A 16,508-nucleotide genomic window follows, 5' to 3' on the forward strand; every position below is an offset into this window, starting at 1 on the left:
TCCTTCCCCCTTGCGCAGCCCCCGCGCGCCGCAGTGGAAGCCATCGTCGCGATGGCGCTCGCCGAGGACGCCCCGCACGGCGACGTCACGGCGCAGGGCCTGGTCCCGGCCGGCGCCCGCGCGCGGTGCGCCGTGGTGGCGCGTGTGCCGGGCGTGTTGTCCGGCGCCAACGTCTTTGCCGAGGCCATGCGCCAAGCCGACCCGGAGGTCCGAGTGCACTTCCTGCTAGCAGATGGTGCGGCCTTCCCCGCAGGCGCAGTCCTGGCGCGAGTCGAAGGCCCCGCCCGCGGAGTCCTGCTGGGAGAGCGGGTGGGCCTGAACCTGCTCCAGCGCCTCTCCGGCATCGCCACGGCGACAGCGGAACTGGTCTCCCTGGTGCGCCAGTCCGGAGGGCACGCCCGCGTCGCGGACACCCGCAAGACCACCCCTGGACTGCGCGTCCTGGAGCGCTACGCCGTGCGCTGCGGCGGCGGCTCCAACCACCGCGACAACCTCTCTGAAGCCGTGATGGCCAAGGACAATCACCTGGCGCTGTTGGGATCCGGGGAGGACCTGACCCGGGCCCTGATCGCGGCCAGGGCCCGCTGGGGGCACACCGTCCACGTGGAGGTGGAGGTGGACCGCTTTGAGCAGATTGACCCGGTGTTGGCGGCCGGAGTGCACACCATCATGCTGGACAACTTCACCCTGGCGGACACAGCGCGGGCGGTGCGCCACATCGCCGGCCGGGCCATCGTGGAGGCGTCCGGGACGGTGACGGCGGCGACGATTGGGCCCATCGCTGGGACCGGGGTGGACGTGATTTCCTCCGGCGCCATCACGCACTCGGTGCGGGCGCTGGACCTGGGGTTGGACTTTGAGGCGGGGGCTGAGGAACCGGGCGCCGCCGAGCCGGGCGCCGCCGAGCTGGAGGCGCCGCGGCCATGATTCACCTCGACGCCGCGGCCACCCAGCCGGTCCGCCCGGAGATCCTCGCCGCCGTGCTGCCGCTCTTCACGGAACAGTTTGGCAATCCGGCCAGCCATCACGAGGCGGGGGAGGCGGCGGGCCGCGCGCTGGACTGGGCGCGTTCCGTGGCCGCGCAGGCCTTGGGGGTGCGGCCGGGGCGGGTCATTTTTACCTCCGGCGGGACCGAATCCAATGCCATGGCGTTGCACGGGCTGGCGCTGGCCCGGCCGCGTGGGCGGCACGTGCTCGTGTCCGCGATCGAGCACCCGAGCGTGCTGCGAGCCGCCGCCCAGTTGGGCCGTTGGCACGGCTTTGAGGTGCAGACCATTCCGGTGGGGCTCAGCGGCGTGGTGGACCCGGCGGACGTCGCGGCGCGGCTGCGCCCCGACACCACGCTGGTGGCGCTCATGGCGGTGAACAACGAGGTGGGTACGGTGCAGCCGGTGCCCGACGTCGCTCGGTTGGCCCACGCCGCCGGCGCGCGGGTGCACGTGGACGCGGTTCAGGCCGGTACGTGGCTTGGCCTAGAGCACTTGGCCGCGGCGGCGGACACGTTGGCGGTCTCCGGGCACAAGCTGGGTGGGATGAAGGGGGCAGGGCTCCTTGCGCTGGGGCGCGGAATAGAGCTGGAGCCCCTGCTGGACGGCGGCGGGCAGGAAGACGGCCGCCGCTCCGGAACCGTGAACGTGCCCGGGGCCGTGTCCACCGCGTTGGCCCTGAAAGCGGCAGCCGAGGACGTGGCGGCGTACGCGTCCGGCGTCGCAGCGTGCGGGCAGGAGCCCGGGAAGCGGATGGCGGGAGTGGTGCTTGGCGGATTGGCGGGCGCCCTGGGTGGTCTTGGTGGCCCGGGAGTGGTGCAGGCCTCCTTGAGTGGGGACGCGGAACGGCGCGTGCCCGGGATCGTGTCCTTTGTTTTTGACGGGGTGCACGCGGAGTCGGTGCTGATTGAGCTGGGGCGACGCGGGGTCTTGGCCTCCTCTGGCTCGGCGTGTGCGGCAGGCTCGTCGGAGCCCTCCGAGGTGTTGACCGCCATGGGATGGGACGCGCCCGCGGCGTTGGGTGCGTTGAGGCTGTCCTTCTCCCCGTCCGCCCCTGCGGCGGATCTCGAGGCCGCCGCGGGCGCCGTCGTGGAGTCGGTGTTGGCCGTGGCCGGTCGCGGGGCCAACGCGGGTCGATGAGGGGCAGGCCCCAAGAAGAAGCGGCGGATCCAAGAAGAAGGGGAAGATCTGGCACGAGGGGTGGACCCGTTCGAGGGATGGGCCGCACCGGCCCTGCGCGCACGGTTTGCCCCCCACGGCGCGCCGGTCCGCCGCACCCCCGACGGCACGGTGCCCTTCGCCGCGCCTGAGTTCTCCACAGGGCCGGGCCCTTCAGCCCCACGGGCCGCCGAACTGGGCTAGCTTCTACCCATGCTGCAGTTAGCGGGGGAGCTGACACATGGGGGACCGGGGCACCTGGTGGCCCTGGTGCTGGTCGCGTTGGCGTGCGCGGTCTTCCTGGTGGCCGGCGCCGTCCTCGCCGTGACCGACGCCAGAACCCATCGCCTACCCAACCCTTGGGTGCTGACCCTGAACGCGGGCGTGATCCCGGCCTTGGTCGTAGCCGGGCTGCTCGCGGGGGACCCCGGACGGAGCCTGCGCACCTTGGTGGCCGCGCTGGCAGCGGGCGCGCTGTTCCTGCTAGTGCACCTACTGGCCCCGGCCGGGCTGGGCTTTGGCGACGTGAAGATGGTGCCCGCGCTTGGCGCCATAGCAGGGTGCCTCTCCTGGGGACATGTCCTCCTGGCCGCGACCGTGGCCATCCTGCTCGCGGGCGTCCAGGCGGCGGTCGTGCTGCTCATCAAGCGCGACCGGCGCGCCCACATCGCCTTCGGCCCGGCCCTGCTGCTTGGCACCGCGCTGGCCCTGTGCGTCTAGTGCGTCAGTGTCCGTTGCAGTGTCAGTGTCGGTGCCAGCGCCAGGGGCGGGCGGCCAGGGAACGCTCCGCGCTCCGCGCCCCACCACGCCCGCCTGCCGCGCTTGCGCCGCGCTTGCGCCGCGCCTACGCCGAGTCGCGCGCCGTCCCAGCCAGGCACCCGGCCGCCGCCGCCACAGCCAGGCCGTACGCGGCGTCGAGCAGGGCGTAGTGAGCGGTGCTCCCCGACCCGCGGGGCACCGACGGGTGCAGGGTGGGCACGCCCTGCGAGACCAGGCCCAATCCGGTGGACGACGCCGTGCTGGCCACCAGCTCCACCTCCTGGCCGCGACGGTTCGCCGCGGCGCGGTAGGCCCCCACCAGCACCGAATCCTGGCGCAGACCGCTATCAGACGGCGTGGTCACGGTGCGCTTCATGCGCGTTCCGGTGCCAAGCACGGCGGCCTCCAGGCAGGACTGCACGCGGTCCGCGGTGGAATCCAGCACATCAGGCGAGGCACCGTGGAGTCGCACGCGCAGGCCCGCTCGCTCCGGCGCACCCTCCTTCGCGGGGCTCGCCGGGAACTCGTCCACCTGCACCGTGGCGCCCTGTGGGACGTGGCGCAGGGCCAGTTCAATGGCGGTCCGGGCCAGCACGACGGCGTCCGCCGCGTCACCCGCGAGGGTCCCGGCGCCCGTGGCCGAGGCCGCGCGCCCGGTGAAGACCACGTCCCACTGGCGATCCGCCGGCGGGTTGGCGCCGACCTGGGCGCGCTCGCCGCCGCGCGCCGTGAGGACCACGGTGGCCCCGTCCAGGAAGCCGTCCCTCACCAGAGAGCGCAGGGCGGAGGAATCCTCGCTGCCGGGAACTCCAAGCACCTTGACCGTGAGCCCAAGGCCCGGGGCCACGGCCGCGAGCGCCAGGGCTCCTCCCAGCACGGCGGCGGCGTGGGTGGCGGCCGTACTGGTGGCGTCGGCGCTCGGGGCGGTGCTTGGCCCGTGCAGGGCCCCGTCCTCGATCACAAAGAGAGCGGTGGGGCCGCCTGCGTTGGGCCCGGCCGTGGCAGAGAACGCCGTGCGCACGCTGGGCTGGCGCTTATCCAGCCCAAAGCCGTGCTGCAGCAAAACCGCTGCAGCGCGCTGGTGCGAGGGCGTGCGGTGCGTCCCGTTGGCCTGGGCCGACGGCGTCATGGCCAGCAGATCGCGGTTGGCGGCGGCCAGTGCCTCGTCCATGCGATGGCCCACGCGTCCGGCCAGCCATGTGGCGGCGTCCGCGCCGCGTGAGTGCAAGGCAAGGTCGGAGGGGGTGAGGGTGATCGCAGGCTCGGCAGGCTCGGCAGGCTCGGCAGGCTCGGCAGGCTCGGCAGGCTCGGGCACTGGGTGCGACTCTTCGGCTCCGGTGCTGGAGCCCGTCTCGAGGCCCAAGGCCACATCCAGCGCTGCCTCCAGGTCGGTCCCGAAGCCCAGCTCGAGCTCCGCCTCAAAGTCGACGAAGTCGTGGTCAAGCAGCGCCTCCTCGGCACTGAGCTCCGCGGCGCTTGGTTCATCCTCGCTCAATGCGGGCGGGCTCAACTCTGAGGCAACTGAGGCAACTGAGGCAACAGGGGCAGCGACCACGCGAGGGCTCGTGCGGGAGGCGACCGGCGCGTCGTCGGGCAGTGAGGGCTCTGCTGCCTTGGCGGAGCGCGCCGGGCGCTTGCGCACCGTCTTGGCGGGGCTGGGAGCCGAGGCCGGGCCGGCCGCCGGGGCCGACGGCTCGGCAAGGTCCTCGGAGTGAAGCACTCCGTCCGCGAGGTCCTCCAGCTCACTCAGGATGTCCGGCTCAGCCTTCACCTCAGACTCCGGTAGCGCCACCTGGCGGCCGGAACGGAAGGGGGAGGCGAAGGTGCGTTTGCGCGGACCGGTCGCTGCGGCACGGAGTACCTTGACGTCGCCGGAGCGGCCGTCTGGCAGGGGGGACTGAGGTGGCAGCGGGGACTGGGCAGGCAGGGGGGTCATGCGGTCCTTCGGGGGAGGGGATGAACAGCAAAGGGGGGGGGGGCACAGGCGTAGCCGGGCGGCGGCACGCACGAAAGGCCGGGGTATGTCAGGAAAGAGGCCCTAGAGGAGCGGCCCAAGAAGGTGGGGCGGGCGGAACCGCGGCTCAGCGCGTTCGCACGTCAGGGATGGGCACGTCAGCGCATCAGGGCGCCGAGGGCCACCTCAACCATGGGCTCAAAGCGCGTCTCGCGTTCCTGCGCCGTCATGGATTCCTCGCGGAACAGGTGGTCGGTGATGTTGCAGACCGCCAGTGCCTCGATGCCCTCGCGCGCGGCAATTCCGTAGAGCGCTGCCGCCTCCATCTCCACGGCAAGCGTGTGATGATCGGCCAAACCGCGGGTCTGCTCGGGGCGATCCGAGTAGAAGGTGTCGGAGCTGAAAATGGAGCCAACTCGGTGAGAAATGCCCTTGGCTCGGGCGGTATCCACGGCTGCGGAGAGCAGATCATAGGCGGGAGCATGGGAGAAGCGCACTCCGGGAATGCGGAAGTCTGCCATGGAGGAATCAGTGTGTGCTGCGTTGGCAATGACCAACTCACCCAGCTGTACCTCGTCCGCAATACCGCCAGCGGTGCCCACGCGCACAATGCGCTGCGCGCCGTAGAAGCGCACCAGCTCCGTGGCGTAGATGCTCATGGACGGCATGCCCATGCCAGAGGCCATGACGGAGACCTCGGTGCCGTTCACCGTGCCGGTCCACCCCTCGATCCCGCGGACCTCGGTCACCAGGCGGGGATCGGTGAAGAACGTCTGCGCTATGCGACGGGCGCGGCGCGGGTCACCAGGCATCAGAACCAGCGGGGAAAAATCGCCGGTCTCAGCACTGATATGCGGGGTGGGCACGGGGAGGACTCCTTTTGTCACGGTGCAGATTCCAGGCCCGGGGCAGGCCAGAAGTTGCGTCCATCAGAATATCGCTTTGTGGGGGTCCGGCGCGCCACGGCGCGGGCGTGTTTTGGGCCGCTTCAGGCCAAAAATACGGGCGGTGCCGGGGTGCGAGGGGCCCGGCCTGATGGCACAGTGAGAGCATGAGCACACCGCAATTTGTCCTGGACCTGCGCGCGAAGATTGGCCACGCGCCGCTCTGGATGCCGGGAGTGAAGGGTGCGGTGTTGCGCCACGCGCCGCACACGGAAGGTGCCGATGCGCGCGCAGCCGCCCCAGCGGCGTCGAGCATGCAGGTCCTCTTGGTGCAGCGCCGCGACAACGGACGCTGGACGGTCCCGGCCGGCATCCTTGAGCCGGGCGAGGAGCCGGCGGACGCGATTGTTCGCGAGGTCTGGGAGGAGGCCGGCGTGCACGCGCGGGCCCTGCGGCTGGTGGGCGTGCAAACCACGCAGCCCACCGTGTATCCCAACGGCGATCACGCCCAATACCTGGACGTGGTGATGGCGCTTGAGGCGCTGTCGGGGGAGGCGCGCGTGAACGACGACGAGAATCTGGCGGTGCAATGGCGCTCCGTGGATGACCTGGAGGATGTGCCTGCGCTGCACCGCCGCGCCATCGAGTGGGCGCGTTCCCAGGACCCGCGCTTCGCGGATCCGGCGGGCAAGCACCCGCTGTCCGACGCCGCGTGGTTCGTTTCCGAGGGGCAGGCGCGGCGCCCGGCGGCGCAAGCCTCAACTGCCTAGCGGCGCAAGCCCCAACTGCCCAGCGGCGCAAGCCTCAACTGCCTAGCGGCGCTAGGGGCTCCCCCTGGCCGGGCAGGCCCCGGGGTCCCTAACCCTCCGGCGTGGTTGCGCGCGTGGCCTTGCGGTCGGCGATCAGCGTGTCTCGCACGGTGCGGCGCAGGACCTTGCCCATGAGCGACTTGGGCAGCTCCTCCCAGATCAGGTAGCGGCCGGGCCGCTTGTATTCGGCCAGGTGCTCCTGGGCGGTGGCGCGGGCGGCTGCGTCGTCAAACGTGGCGCCGGGCTCCAGGACCACCACGGCCGTCACCACCTCCGCGCCGCCGCCGCGCGCCATGCCCACCACGGCGGACTCGGCCACGCCTGGCACCGTGTTGACCACGCGCTCCACCTCTGAGGGGGAGACGTTGAAGCCGCCCGTGATGATCAGCTCCTTCTGGCGATCAACGACGGTCACAAAGCCGTCCTCGTCCTGCACCACCAGGTCGCCGGTGCGCAGCCAGCGCCCGGGCAGCAGGGCCGCCGCGGTGTCCTCTGGCCGGTTCCAGTAGCCCTGGAAGACCTGCGGGCCGCTGATCAGCAGTTCACCGACCTGGCCCTGGGCCACCTCCCGTGTGGGGTCCTTCACGTCCACGACTTTGATGTCCGTGGAAGGGAACGGGATGCCGATGGCCCCGATTTTGCGAGCCTTGTCAAAGGGATTGGCGAGGGCAACCGGGCTGGTTTCCGTCATGCCAAAACCCTCATTGAGCATGGAGCCGGCCAGCTCCTCCCAGCGATTCACGATGGCCGGGGTCAGCGTCATGGCGCCGGAGATGGAATACACCACCTGGGTCAGGTCCAACTTGCCCTGGCCGGCCACGCGGGCCAGCCGGTCAAACATGGGAGGGACGGCGGGGATGAAGGTGGGCGGGAACTTCTTGGCCGCGGCCTGCACCAGCTCCGGATCAAAGGTCGGGAACAGCACCGCGCGTGAGGCGGTCTCCACGGAGTAAATGACGCACAGCAGCACCCCAAAGGAGTGGAACATGGGCAGCATGCCGTAGATGCTGCCGGTGCCGCGGTGAAAGTCCGGCATCCATGCGTGACCCTGGCGGGCGTTGGCCCACAGATTCTGGTGCGTGATGATGGCGCCCTTGGGCAGCCCCGTGGTGCCAGAGGTGTACTGCAGGCACGCCACGTCGGTCGTCACGGGCCGCGGGTGAGAGGCGGGCAGTGGGGCGTGCTTCTCCAGGCGGGCAAAGGGCACAGTGCCCGACGCCGCTGCGGTGAGTTTGGCGCGCGACTCGCGTGCCTTGGCGATGGGAAGGCGCAAGGCCGCTCGCGTGGCCAGTGGCATGGCTCGCGTGATGTTCACGGAGATGATCGTGGACGGGCGGGCCTGCTCCGAGAGGGACTGCAGGGTGGGTGCCACCTTGTCCCACGCAATCGCGATCCGGGCGCCGTGGTCCACAAACTGGGCCTCCAGCTCGTCCCGCGTGTACAGCGGGTTGTGCTCCACCACGATGGCGCCCAGGCGCAGCACGGCGTAGAACGCCACCACGTGCTGCGGCGAGTTGGGCATCACCAGGGCCACGCGGTCCCCGGCGTTGACGCCCAGCTCCAGCAGCGCCCCGGCCACGCGCTCCACGGATGCCCCGAGTTGCTGATAGCTCGTGGTGGCGCCAAAGAAGCTGACTGCATCCTTGTCGCCAAACTCCGCCACACGCGCGTCGAGCAGGTCATTGAGAGAACCGGTGACCGGTTCGATGTCCACGGGGGTCCCCTGCGCGTAGAAGCGATTCCAGGCGCGGGTGTCGTTGAGATGCACCCAGGCAGTTTACTCCCCGGTAGGGGTATTGGCCCTCAGCGCGCCCGGGAGAGCCCACCGCAGGGGTGTGGTGGTCCCGTTGGCCCAGTCTCGGCGCAACACGGAATACGCCACGGAGGCCTTGGGATCTTCGCCCTCCACCGGCCAGCCCTCGCGGTAGTAGGCCTCCTGCACCCAGCCCGCGCGCACAAAGCTGTGGCGCATGGCCAGGTTGTCCTCGCGGGTCTGACCCTCAAAACGGTTCACGTTGGCATGGGTAGTGAAGACGTGGTCGGTGGCGGCCCGCAGGATATCGGTCGCCAGGCCCCGTCCGCGCCAGGCGGCGGCCAGGCGCAGGTCAAACATGGCCGTGGAGTCCTGGATGTCCTCGAAACGGAAGCAGCCCACCCGGCCGTGCTCGGCGTGATCAATCCAGAAGGAGTCGTTGTCATCGTCGCGATAGGCGCCCTCCGCGATGGCCTGCTCCACCTGCTCGCGAGGGGGAGCGGGCCAGAGGTGAAACGGGAACGGGTTGCCGGTCATGAACTCGATCAGGGCCTCGCGATCGGCGCCGGTGGGGTCCATGCGGCGAAGGGTCACGGTCATGGGCTGAGCGTAGTGCCCGGCTCACTCTGGCGAGGGCGGCGCTGGTGTAGGACAAGGGTTTGCAGTGTCTGGGCGCACTTTGCCGTGTCTGTAGCCACGGCAAAGTGCGCCAGGACACTGCAAAGTTCGCGCGGCGTCCCCGAACGCAAACGGCGCCCGGCCCCCGCAAGGGGACCGAACGCCGTCGAGCACCTATCACGCACGCCGCGCAAGCGGCCCGCGTGACAGAGTGAAAATCAGTGCTTGCCCGTCATGGTGGTGACGTCCAGCAGCGCGTCCAGCTGGTCGGCGGGGACCTGACCCTCGCCGTCGCCCACAAAGCCAAGAGCCACGGTGGCCTCCTTGACGGTGAGCTTCTCGTGGACGGCCTTCTTAGCGATCTTGGCCGCGTTCTCGTAGCCGATGTGCTTGTTCAGGGGCGTGACGATGGACGGGGAGGCCTCCGCCAGGAACAGCGCGCGGTCCACGTTGGCCTGGATGCCGTCCACCATCTTGTCCGCCATGACGCGGGAGACGTTGGAGAGCAGGCGGATGGACTCCAGCAGGTTCGCGGCCATGACCGGGATGCCCACATTGAGCTCAAAGGCGCCGTTGGTGGAGGAGAGGGCAATCGTGGTGTCGTTGCCAATGACCTGTGCGGCGACCTGGATGGCGGCCTCGCAGATCACGGGGTTGACCTTGCCCGGCATGATGGAGGAGCCCGGCTGCAGATCCGGAATCGCGATCTCGCCCAGGCCCGTGTTGGGGCCGGAACCCATCCAGCGCAGATCGTTGCTGATCTTCATGATGGAGTACGCGATGGTGCGCAGCTGGCCGGAGGCCTCCACGAGACCGTCGCGGTTGGCCTGAGCCTCAAAGTGGTTGCGCGCCTCGGTGATGGGCAGCGCGGTGTTCTGCGAGAGCTCGTCGATCACGCGCTGCGGGAAGCCGTCCGGCGTGTTGATGCCAGTGCCCACGGCGGTGCCACCAAGGGGGACCTCTGCCACGCGGGGCAGGGAGGCGTTGACGCGCTCAATGCCGTAGCGAATCTGCGCGGCGTAGCCACCAAACTCCTGGCCAAGGGTCACCGGGGTGGCGTCCATGAGGTGGGTGCGGCCGGACTTGACGACGTCCTTGAACTCCTCCGCCTTGCGGGAGAGCGAGGCATCCAGGTAGGTCAGCGCCGGGATCAGGTCGTTGATGAGGGCGTTGGTTGCCGCGACGTGCACCGAGGTCGGGAAAACATCGTTGGAGGACTGCGAGGCGTTCACGTGATCGTTCGGGTGAACCGTGGTCTCGGAACCGTTGGCCTTGAGCGCGCGGGTGGCGAGCTCAGCCAGGACCTCGTTCATGTTCATGTTGGAGGAGGTGCCGGAGCCGGTCTGGAACACATCGATCGGGAACTGATCGTCAAAGTCCCCGGAGGTCACCTGATCCGCCGCGGCCACGATGGCCTCGGAGCGCTCGGCATCCAGGACACCCAGCTCGGCATTGGCGATCGCGGCGGCACGCTTGACCTGCGCCAGCGCGCGGATGTGCTGGTGCTCCAGCGTCTTGCCCGAGATCGGGAAGTTCTCTACGGCGCGCTGGGTCTGCGCGCGGTAGAGGGCGTTGATCGGGACGAGAACCTCGCCCATCGTGTCGTGTTCTGTGCGGAATTCCGTGGAGTCAGCCATGGTCAAAATGTTACCGCCCTGCTTGGGCGTGCACGTCACCGATGAACGCGAGCAGGGCTTCATTCACCTGGTCGGCGTGAGTGATGCCCAGGCCGTGCGGCGCTCCGGCGATGAGCGTGAGCATGGAGCCAGGCAGTGCCTGGTGCGTGAGGGCACCGGAGAATTCAAAGGGAACCATCTGGTCGCAATCGCCGTGGATGATGGCGGCCGGGACCGTGATCTTGGCCAGGTCCGAGCGGAAATCGGTGGTGCTGAAGGCCTCTTGGCAGCCGGCAATGGCGTTCGGATCCGCGGTGTGAGCCCAGCCAAGCGCCTGCTCACGCACCTCGGGGCCCACCAGCAATTCGCCGTCCACGGAGAAGAAGGCCGTGGCAATCATCTCCAGGAATCCGTCCCGATCCTTGGCCAGGAATGCGTTGCCCTCTCGCCAAGACTCATCGGTGACGGGGCCGCCGGGATGGTCCGCGGTCTTGAGCAGGAACGGCGGAACCGCGGCAAGGAAGACGACGCCGCTGAGGCGGTCAGCGCCGGGGCCGGCCGCGAAGCGGGCCACCTCCCCGCCGCCCATGGACCAGCCCACCAGGGTGGCCCCGCGCAGATCCAGCGCCTCAAAAATGCCGCTCAGGTGCTGCGTGAGGCGGTCGTAGTCGTAGGAGTCCGTGGGCTCCGACTCGCCAAAGCCAGCGCGGTCGTAAGAGATGACACGGTGCCCGGCGCCCACCAAGGCGGTCTCCTGCCGGTCCCAGATCTCCAGGCGCTGCGGCCAGGGGTGCACCAGCACCACCGGCGCGCCGTCGCCTCCCGTGTCCTTCACCCGCAGCGCGATGCTGCCCTCGCCGTCGGCAACCTGAACAGTCGTGACGCTCATGCTGATTCCTCCACTGTGTATTCGCGGGTGATTCCGGCGGTCGCGGCGCCCCAGGGGCTGGCCGCGACGCGGGCCTGATGCAGATCAAAGGCCGTGCGGTCAGCAAACCATTCCTCGACGTCCCAGGCCAACGGATCCGCGGACACGGTCACCTCAAAGCTCAGGCATCCAGCCTCCGCGCGGGTGGCACGCACGTGCTCCACCAGGAAGTCCCGGACCGCCTGGGCCTGCTCGGAATCCGCGCACAAGAGGCGCCCGCTCAAGCGCACCCGCGCAGCGTGGGGTTCTCCGCCTCGCGCGGAATCGTCCCGAGCGGTTCCGAGCGCCGGAAGCAGGCAGAATTCGTTGCCATCCGGATCCAGCATCGCGAGGCCACCGGTGCCAGCGTGCCCGCTCGCGTCCACTGACGCGCCCAGCGCCACAAGGCGAGCAGCGTGCTCGGCTGTCGCGGCGGCGTCGGGCACTCGCAGGTGAGGGTGCCAGGGGTTCGGGCCCTTCTTGGCCACCACCGGCGGCCCTCCCCAGGTGATCTTGGCCCCGCCAGCGGGGGACTGAATGGCGGTCTCGTCGCCCTCATCCCAGACCAGCGGCCAGCCCAGTGCGTTCGCCCAGAACTCGCCAACCGCGTGCGTCCCATCGCACGCAAAAGCCCCCAGAGCGCCGGTCCCGGCGAGGAAGTTGTTGCCAGGCTCAATCACGCACCACGGCGCGCCCTCCGGATCGGCCAGGACCACATGCGTCTCCTCCGGGAGCTGGCCCACGTCCACAGGCACCGCCCCGGCCTGCTGTGCCCGCTCGACGGCGTCCTGCTGGGCCTGCGCCGACGCGCTGGTGAGGTCCGGGTGGGCGCGCTGGCGGCGCGGATCAAGGGGTTGGATGCCGTCTGGCGCAGGCTGGAAGGCCAGCGGGAACGAGGCGTCGGGGTCTGGAAATACGGTGGGCCAACCGTCGCGCGAACGGGCCACGTCCACGCGAAAGAGGGAGGCCCAGAAGGTCGCCAGCGCCTCCGAATCGGCGCAGTAGCGGACAAAGGATTCAAGCTGCGGCTGGGCATCCATGTGATTCAGGTTACCCCGCGCCCGCCAGGGGCGGGTCGGCGCGGCAGCGGGCCACTAGGCTCGGGGGAGCCCACCACAGAAGAGGACCCATGCCCCCGTTCCCGCCGTCCGCCGCCCACGTGGCGATCGCCGCCGACGTCGCCGTCTTCACCCTGCGCGAAGGCGCGCTGCGCATTCTTCTGGTGCGCCGCGGCGTCGAACCATTCTCCGGCGCCTGGGCGCTCCCGGGCGGTTTTATGCTGGACGGCGAGGACCTGCCCGACGCCGCGGCGCGCGAATTGCTAGAAGAGACCGGATTGATGGCCACGCAGTTGGGTACCTCGCGCGTGCACCTAGAGCAGCTAGGGACGTACGGCACCCCGTGGAGGGATCCGCGCGGGCGGGTCCTGTCCGTGGCGTACGTGGCGCTGGTCGCTGACCTGCCCCAGCCCGCCGCCGGCAGCGACGCCTCCGAGGCGCGCTGGTGGGACGTGGATGACTTGCCGGAGCTGGCCTTTGATCACGCCGGCATCACCGCGGATGCCCTGGAAAGGGTGCGATCCAAGCTGGAATACACCACGCTAGCGCTGACGTTCCTGCCGGAATCCTTCACCCTGGGCGAGCTGCGCGGGGTGTACGAACAGGTCTGGGGCAGCGCGCCGGACCTGTCCAACTTCCGGCGCAAAGTCCTGGCCTCGGACGGCTTCGTGGAGGCCACGGGGCAGAGCCGGTCCATGGGGACTGGGCGGCCGAGCGCGGTGTACCGGCCCGGGGGAGCGCTCGCCGTGTTCCCGCCGTTCCGCCGCGACGAGGCGTAGACGGGCCGGGCTCGGGCGGTTCGGGCGCGGCGAAGCGGGCTTATCGGCCCGAAGCACCCTTGTGGGCCGCTTCTCGTCGATAGGGCCGCTTGGGTGGGCGTGGGCGGTTGGGCGAAGCGGGCTTATCGGCCCGAAGCACCCTTGTGGGCCGCTTCTCGTCGATAGGGCCGTTTGGGTGGGCGTGGTGGGTTGGGCGAAGCGGGCTTATCGCGGCGAAGCACCCGTGTGGGCCGCTTCTCGTCGATAGGGCCGCTTGGGTGGGCGTGGGCGGTTGGGCGAAGCGGGCTTATCGGCGCCAAGCACCCGTGTGGGCCGCTTCTCGTCGATAGGGCCGCTTTCGTTCGCTTCCGACCCCTCTCACTCTTGACGCGGACCACCCCACCCCCTTATGGTCTAAGTGACCATAGAAATGGTCACGAGGACCAAAAACAGGGAGCGCATCATGGGATCCGGACACTGGAGCAGCAGCACCTTCGACAACGTCACCCGCGCCCGCATGGAGGCAGGCTCAAACTTTTCCTACGACCGGGACGTGAAGCAGGGCAGGGCCCAGGGTCCACACCCCGACCTTGACCCGTCCCTGGCCGGCGCGGACGGGAGGAACATCCGCGAGTCCCGTGACAACCCGGACCACCCGCTCTCCACGCCCATCGTGGTGGGTTTTGACTCGACCGGCTCCATGGGTTCGGTCCCGCGCACCGTGCAGGCCAAGCTCTCGCGCCTCTTTGGTCTGCTCATGGGCCGGGCCTACGCCACGGATCCGCAGATCTGCATCGCCACCTACGGGGACGCAACGTGCGACCGCGTGCCGTTGCAGGTCAGCCAGTTCGAGTCCGACAATCGCATCGACGAGAACCTTGATCACCTTTACCTGGAGGGCGGCGGAGGCGGCAACAACGGCGAAACCAGCCAGCTGCTCTTCTATTACCTGGCCCACCACACGGCCACGGATGCCTGGGATAAGCGCCGCAAGCGCGGCTACGCGTTCATCATCGCGGATGAGAAGCAGGTGCCAATCAAGTCCAGCCACGTCCGCCGCTTCATCGGCGACCGCAAGCCCCTGGGCCCGGTGGATGAGCGCTCCTTGGCACAGGCCGTCTCCGAACGCTGGGACGTCAAGATCTTGCTGATCGATAACTACTCCGCCCAGATGCAGCACTCGCGGGAGTACTACTCGGCCCTGTTTGGGGACCGCGCCATCATCGACATTCAGGATCCCGCGGCCATCGCAGAGACCATCGCCGCGGTGATCGGCTTTGAGGAGGGCCGCGCGGCCGAGGACATTCGCGAGGACCTGCTCCGGGCGGCAGGCCCGGAGGTGGCCCGGGCCATCGAGGCCGGGATGACGCGGAGGGCGATCGACGCCGGCTCAGGCGGGGGCTACGGCGCAGGCCCCGACGGCCACCGCGGCGGGTTCAGGAGATGAGGCAGGCACAGGGCCGGCCCCGCGCGGACATTGTGGTGGGGCTGGGCTGGGGAGACGAGGGGAAGGGGGCCACGGTGGACGCCCTGGCCGCCGGCCCGCACCCGGCGGATCGCGTGGTTCGCTTCAACGGCGGACAGCAGGCCGCTCACACCGTGGTGGCGGGCGGGTTGAAGCACACCTTCTCCACCTTTGGGGCGGGCACGCTGGCTGGCGTGCCCTCGTGGGTGGGGCCGGACTGCACCTTTGCCCCGCTCGCTGCGGCGGCCGAGGCCACGGCGCTGCGGGCGCTTGGTCTGCGTCCCGACCTCAGCGTGAGCGCGGACGCGCTGATCACCACGCCCCTGCACGTCGCCGCGAATCTGGCCCGAGAGGCCGCCCGGGGCGGCCAAGCCCATGGGACCACTGGTACCGGTTTTGGCGAGACGATTGGCCTGGCTGAGCGCTTGGTCGACGCCGGGTTGTCGCCACTGCGCGCCGGTGACCTGGTCGCGGGCGGCCCCAGCGCTGGCGGCCCCAGCCCCGGCGCAAACCCCGCCGCTGATGCCGCCCGCACGGAGCTGGTGGCGCACCGCCTGGAGCTGATGGTGCAGGAACTGCAACAGCAAGGACTCACGGGGGTGGAGGCTGGCCGGGACGCCCTGGCCCGCCTGGCCCGCCGGCTGGTGGCCGCCCTGGCCACTTCCGGCGCCCGCGTGCGCCCCACCGAGGATCTGCTGCAGGAACTGAGCCACGGCTACACCATTTTTGAGGGCGCACAGGGCTTTGGCCTGGACGAGAACTTTGGCGCCCAGCCCCACACCACCTGGTCCACCACCACCCCGGCCCCCGCCCGCGCGCTGTGCCGAGCCAGCGGCGTCGAGCAGGTGAGGGCCATCGGTTGCCTGCGCAGCTACGCCACCCGGCATGGCGCCGGGCCGCTGCCCGGTGAGGGCGCGCTGCCGTTTGCGCCGCCGGAACCGGACAACCGGGACGACGGCGCTCAGGGCGCCTTCCGTACGGGGGCGTGGGACCCAGCGCTGGTGCGTTGGGCGGTGCGGATCACCGGCGTGGAGGCGATCAGCGTGAGCCATACCGACGTGTTTGCCCGCTTCATGAGCACCGAGGGGGAGCTGGCGCTGGACACGTTTGGCCCGCTGGCGATGGTGGCCAACGGGCCGCAGCGCGAGGCGCGGGTGCTCAGGGGCGGGAGTTAGCCCAGGAGCGTGACGGCTCCGGAGGCCAGGTCGTAAACCGCGCCAACAATCTTCAGCCGCCCGGCCGCCTCGGCCTCGGCCAGGATGGGCGAGGCCTCGCGCAGGCGCTCCGCGGTGCGCAGGGTGTGCATGGCCACGGCGTCGTCGATCGAGGTGCCGCCGGCCTTTTGTGAGGCGATGACAGAGGGCAGGATGCGCTCCACCAGGGAGGCCACGGACCCGCCGGGGGTCAGGCCGGTGGAGAGGGTGTGCTCCGCTGCGGTCACGGCGCCGCAGGAGGTGTGGCCAAGGACCAGCACCAGCGGGACCTCCAGCTCCGCTACGGCAAACTCCACCGAGCCCACCACGGTCTCGCCCAGGGTGTGGCCGGCGGTGCGGATCGCAAAGAGGTCCCCGTAGCCGGCATCAAAGGCGTACTCCATGGGCACGCGCGAGTCGGAGCAACCCAGGACGGCGGCGATGGGGTTCTGCCCGTCCGCCAGTACCGAGCGGTGTGACACCGAGGTATTGGGACGCTGAGGGGCTCCGCTTTGTGCGCGGTGGGCGCCCTCCATCAGGGTGGTCAGGGCCTGGTCAGGGGAGAGGTTTTGGCTCATGGTTCACCAGAT

15 protein-coding genes are annotated in these 16,508 nt (G+C 70.0%); 7 read left to right on the forward strand and 8 right to left on the reverse strand.

The window, feature by feature from the left end:
• Positions 1 to 51: 51 nt before the first annotated feature.
• The 3 genes from nadC (at position 52) to DWQ67_RS05715 (ending at position 2,864) form a co-directional block, all read left to right on the forward strand.
• Positions 52 to 927, forward strand: coding sequence for a carboxylating nicotinate-nucleotide diphosphorylase (nadC, locus tag DWQ67_RS05705; protein ID WP_233555961.1), 876 nt, complete (start codon positions 52 to 54; stop codon positions 925 to 927).
• Positions 924 to 2,126, forward strand: a complete 1,203-nt coding sequence (locus DWQ67_RS05710) for a cysteine desulfurase family protein (RefSeq protein ID WP_121484641.1) — start codon at positions 924 to 926, stop codon at positions 2,124 to 2,126. The genes nadC and DWQ67_RS05710 overlap by 4 nt, the downstream gene beginning before the upstream one ends.
• A gap of 231 nt (positions 2,127 to 2,357) precedes the next feature.
• Entirely contained in the window at positions 2,358 to 2,864 is a 507-nt protein-coding gene (locus DWQ67_RS05715) for a prepilin peptidase (RefSeq protein ID WP_121484642.1), read from the forward strand.
• 124 nt (positions 2,865 to 2,988) lie between these two features.
• Here the strand turns inward: DWQ67_RS05715 and DWQ67_RS13740 are convergent, their stop codons facing one another.
• Together DWQ67_RS13740 and deoD are read right to left on the reverse strand one after the other, a co-directional pair.
• Positions 2,989 to 4,839 carry a zinc-binding metallopeptidase family protein gene (locus tag DWQ67_RS13740; protein ID WP_158595382.1) on the reverse strand — a complete coding sequence of 617 codons (1,851 nt, stop codon included), beginning with the start codon at positions 4,837 to 4,839 and terminating at the stop codon, positions 2,989 to 2,991.
• Positions 4,840 to 5,015: 176 nt separating this feature from the next.
• A complete protein-coding gene (deoD, locus tag DWQ67_RS05730) occupies positions 5,016 to 5,723 on the reverse strand; it encodes a purine-nucleoside phosphorylase (RefSeq protein WP_121484644.1) in 708 nt (235 codons plus the stop codon).
• A gap of 185 nt (positions 5,724 to 5,908) precedes the next feature.
• Between deoD and DWQ67_RS05735 the strand changes: the two genes are divergently transcribed.
• Positions 5,909 to 6,511 carry an NUDIX hydrolase gene (locus DWQ67_RS05735; protein WP_121484645.1) on the forward strand — a complete coding sequence of 201 codons (603 nt, stop codon included), beginning with the start codon at positions 5,909 to 5,911 and terminating at the stop codon, positions 6,509 to 6,511.
• An 88-nt stretch (positions 6,512 to 6,599) separates the two neighbouring features.
• Here the strand turns inward: DWQ67_RS05735 and DWQ67_RS05740 are convergent, their stop codons facing one another.
• From DWQ67_RS05740 to DWQ67_RS13985, 5 genes are all read right to left on the reverse strand, one after another.
• Positions 6,600 to 8,318, reverse strand: coding sequence for an AMP-binding protein (locus tag DWQ67_RS05740; protein WP_121484646.1), 1,719 nt, complete (start codon positions 8,316 to 8,318; stop codon positions 6,600 to 6,602).
• A gap of 9 nt (positions 8,319 to 8,327) precedes the next feature.
• The gene (locus DWQ67_RS05745) at positions 8,328 to 8,903 is read right to left on the reverse strand and encodes a GNAT family N-acetyltransferase (RefSeq protein WP_121484647.1); all 576 of its coding nucleotides are present in this window, start codon (positions 8,901 to 8,903) and stop codon (positions 8,328 to 8,330) included.
• A 236-nt stretch (positions 8,904 to 9,139) separates the two neighbouring features.
• Positions 9,140 to 10,558: a class II fumarate hydratase gene (locus tag DWQ67_RS05750; protein ID WP_121484903.1), complete on the reverse strand. Its 1,419-nt coding sequence runs from the start codon at positions 10,556 to 10,558 to the stop codon at positions 9,140 to 9,142.
• Between the two features lie 10 nt (positions 10,559 to 10,568).
• A complete protein-coding gene (locus DWQ67_RS05755) occupies positions 10,569 to 11,426 on the reverse strand; it encodes an alpha/beta fold hydrolase (protein WP_121484648.1) in 858 nt (285 codons plus the stop codon).
• Positions 11,423 to 12,484 carry a VOC family protein gene (locus DWQ67_RS13985; protein ID WP_158595383.1) on the reverse strand — a complete coding sequence of 354 codons (1,062 nt, stop codon included), beginning with the start codon at positions 12,482 to 12,484 and terminating at the stop codon, positions 11,423 to 11,425. Before DWQ67_RS13985 ends, DWQ67_RS05755 begins: the two co-directional genes overlap by 4 nt.
• Before the next feature lie 89 nt (positions 12,485 to 12,573).
• Here DWQ67_RS13985 and DWQ67_RS05770 point away from each other — a divergent pair, with 89 nt between their 5' ends.
• From DWQ67_RS05770 to DWQ67_RS05780, 3 genes are all read left to right on the forward strand, one after another.
• A complete protein-coding gene (locus DWQ67_RS05770; RefSeq protein WP_121484649.1) occupies positions 12,574 to 13,281 on the forward strand; it encodes an NUDIX hydrolase in 708 nt (235 codons plus the stop codon).
• Between the two features lie 442 nt (positions 13,282 to 13,723).
• A complete protein-coding gene (locus DWQ67_RS05775) occupies positions 13,724 to 14,707 on the forward strand; it encodes a hypothetical protein (protein WP_147433629.1) in 984 nt (327 codons plus the stop codon).
• Positions 14,704 to 15,900, forward strand: a complete 1,197-nt coding sequence (locus tag DWQ67_RS05780; RefSeq protein WP_121484651.1) for an adenylosuccinate synthetase — start codon at positions 14,704 to 14,706, stop codon at positions 15,898 to 15,900. The genes DWQ67_RS05775 and DWQ67_RS05780 overlap by 4 nt, the downstream gene beginning before the upstream one ends.
• Here DWQ67_RS05780 and DWQ67_RS05785 read toward each other — a convergent pair.
• Positions 15,897 to 16,496, reverse strand: a complete 600-nt coding sequence (locus tag DWQ67_RS05785; protein WP_121484652.1) for a carbonic anhydrase — start codon at positions 16,494 to 16,496, stop codon at positions 15,897 to 15,899. The genes DWQ67_RS05780 and DWQ67_RS05785 overlap by 4 nt on opposite strands.
• Positions 16,497 to 16,508: the final 12 nt, after the last annotated feature.

This window comes from Galactobacter caseinivorans, assembly GCF_003640665.1.
Taxonomy (GTDB): Bacteria; Actinomycetota; Actinomycetes; order Actinomycetales; family Micrococcaceae; genus Galactobacter; species Galactobacter caseinivorans.

Bases quoted from the DNA above. Each gene is read 5' to 3' on its own strand.
- DWQ67_RS05715 (WP_121484642.1), top strand. From the start codon at position 2,358: ATGCTGCAGTTAGCGGGGGAGCTGACACATGGGGGACCGGGGCACCTG.
- DWQ67_RS05735 (WP_121484645.1), top strand. From the start codon at position 5,909: ATGAGCACACCGCAATTTGTCCTGGACCTGCGCGCGAAGATTGGCCAC.
- nadC (WP_233555961.1), top strand. From the start codon at position 52: ATGGCGCTCGCCGAGGACGCCCCGCACGGCGACGTCACGGCGCAGGGC.
- DWQ67_RS05750 (WP_121484903.1), bottom strand. From the start codon at position 10,558: ATGGCTGACTCCACGGAATTCCGCACAGAACACGACACGATGGGCGAG.
- DWQ67_RS05745 (WP_121484647.1), bottom strand. From the start codon at position 8,903: ATGACCGTGACCCTTCGCCGCATGGACCCCACCGGCGCCGATCGCGAG.
- DWQ67_RS05755 (WP_121484648.1), bottom strand. From the start codon at position 11,426: ATGAGCGTCACGACTGTTCAGGTTGCCGACGGCGAGGGCAGCATCGCG.
- DWQ67_RS05780 (WP_121484651.1), top strand. From the start codon at position 14,704: ATGAGGCAGGCACAGGGCCGGCCCCGCGCGGACATTGTGGTGGGGCTG.
- DWQ67_RS05710 (WP_121484641.1), top strand. From the start codon at position 924: ATGATTCACCTCGACGCCGCGGCCACCCAGCCGGTCCGCCCGGAGATC.
- DWQ67_RS13740 (WP_158595382.1), bottom strand. From the start codon at position 4,839: ATGACCCCCCTGCCTGCCCAGTCCCCGCTGCCACCTCAGTCCCCCCTG.
- DWQ67_RS13985 (WP_158595383.1), bottom strand. From the start codon at position 12,484: ATGGATGCCCAGCCGCAGCTTGAATCCTTTGTCCGCTACTGCGCCGAT.
- DWQ67_RS05775 (WP_147433629.1), top strand. From the start codon at position 13,724: ATGGGATCCGGACACTGGAGCAGCAGCACCTTCGACAACGTCACCCGC.
- DWQ67_RS05785 (WP_121484652.1), bottom strand. From the start codon at position 16,496: ATGAGCCAAAACCTCTCCCCTGACCAGGCCCTGACCACCCTGATGGAG.
- DWQ67_RS05770 (WP_121484649.1), top strand. From the start codon at position 12,574: ATGCCCCCGTTCCCGCCGTCCGCCGCCCACGTGGCGATCGCCGCCGAC.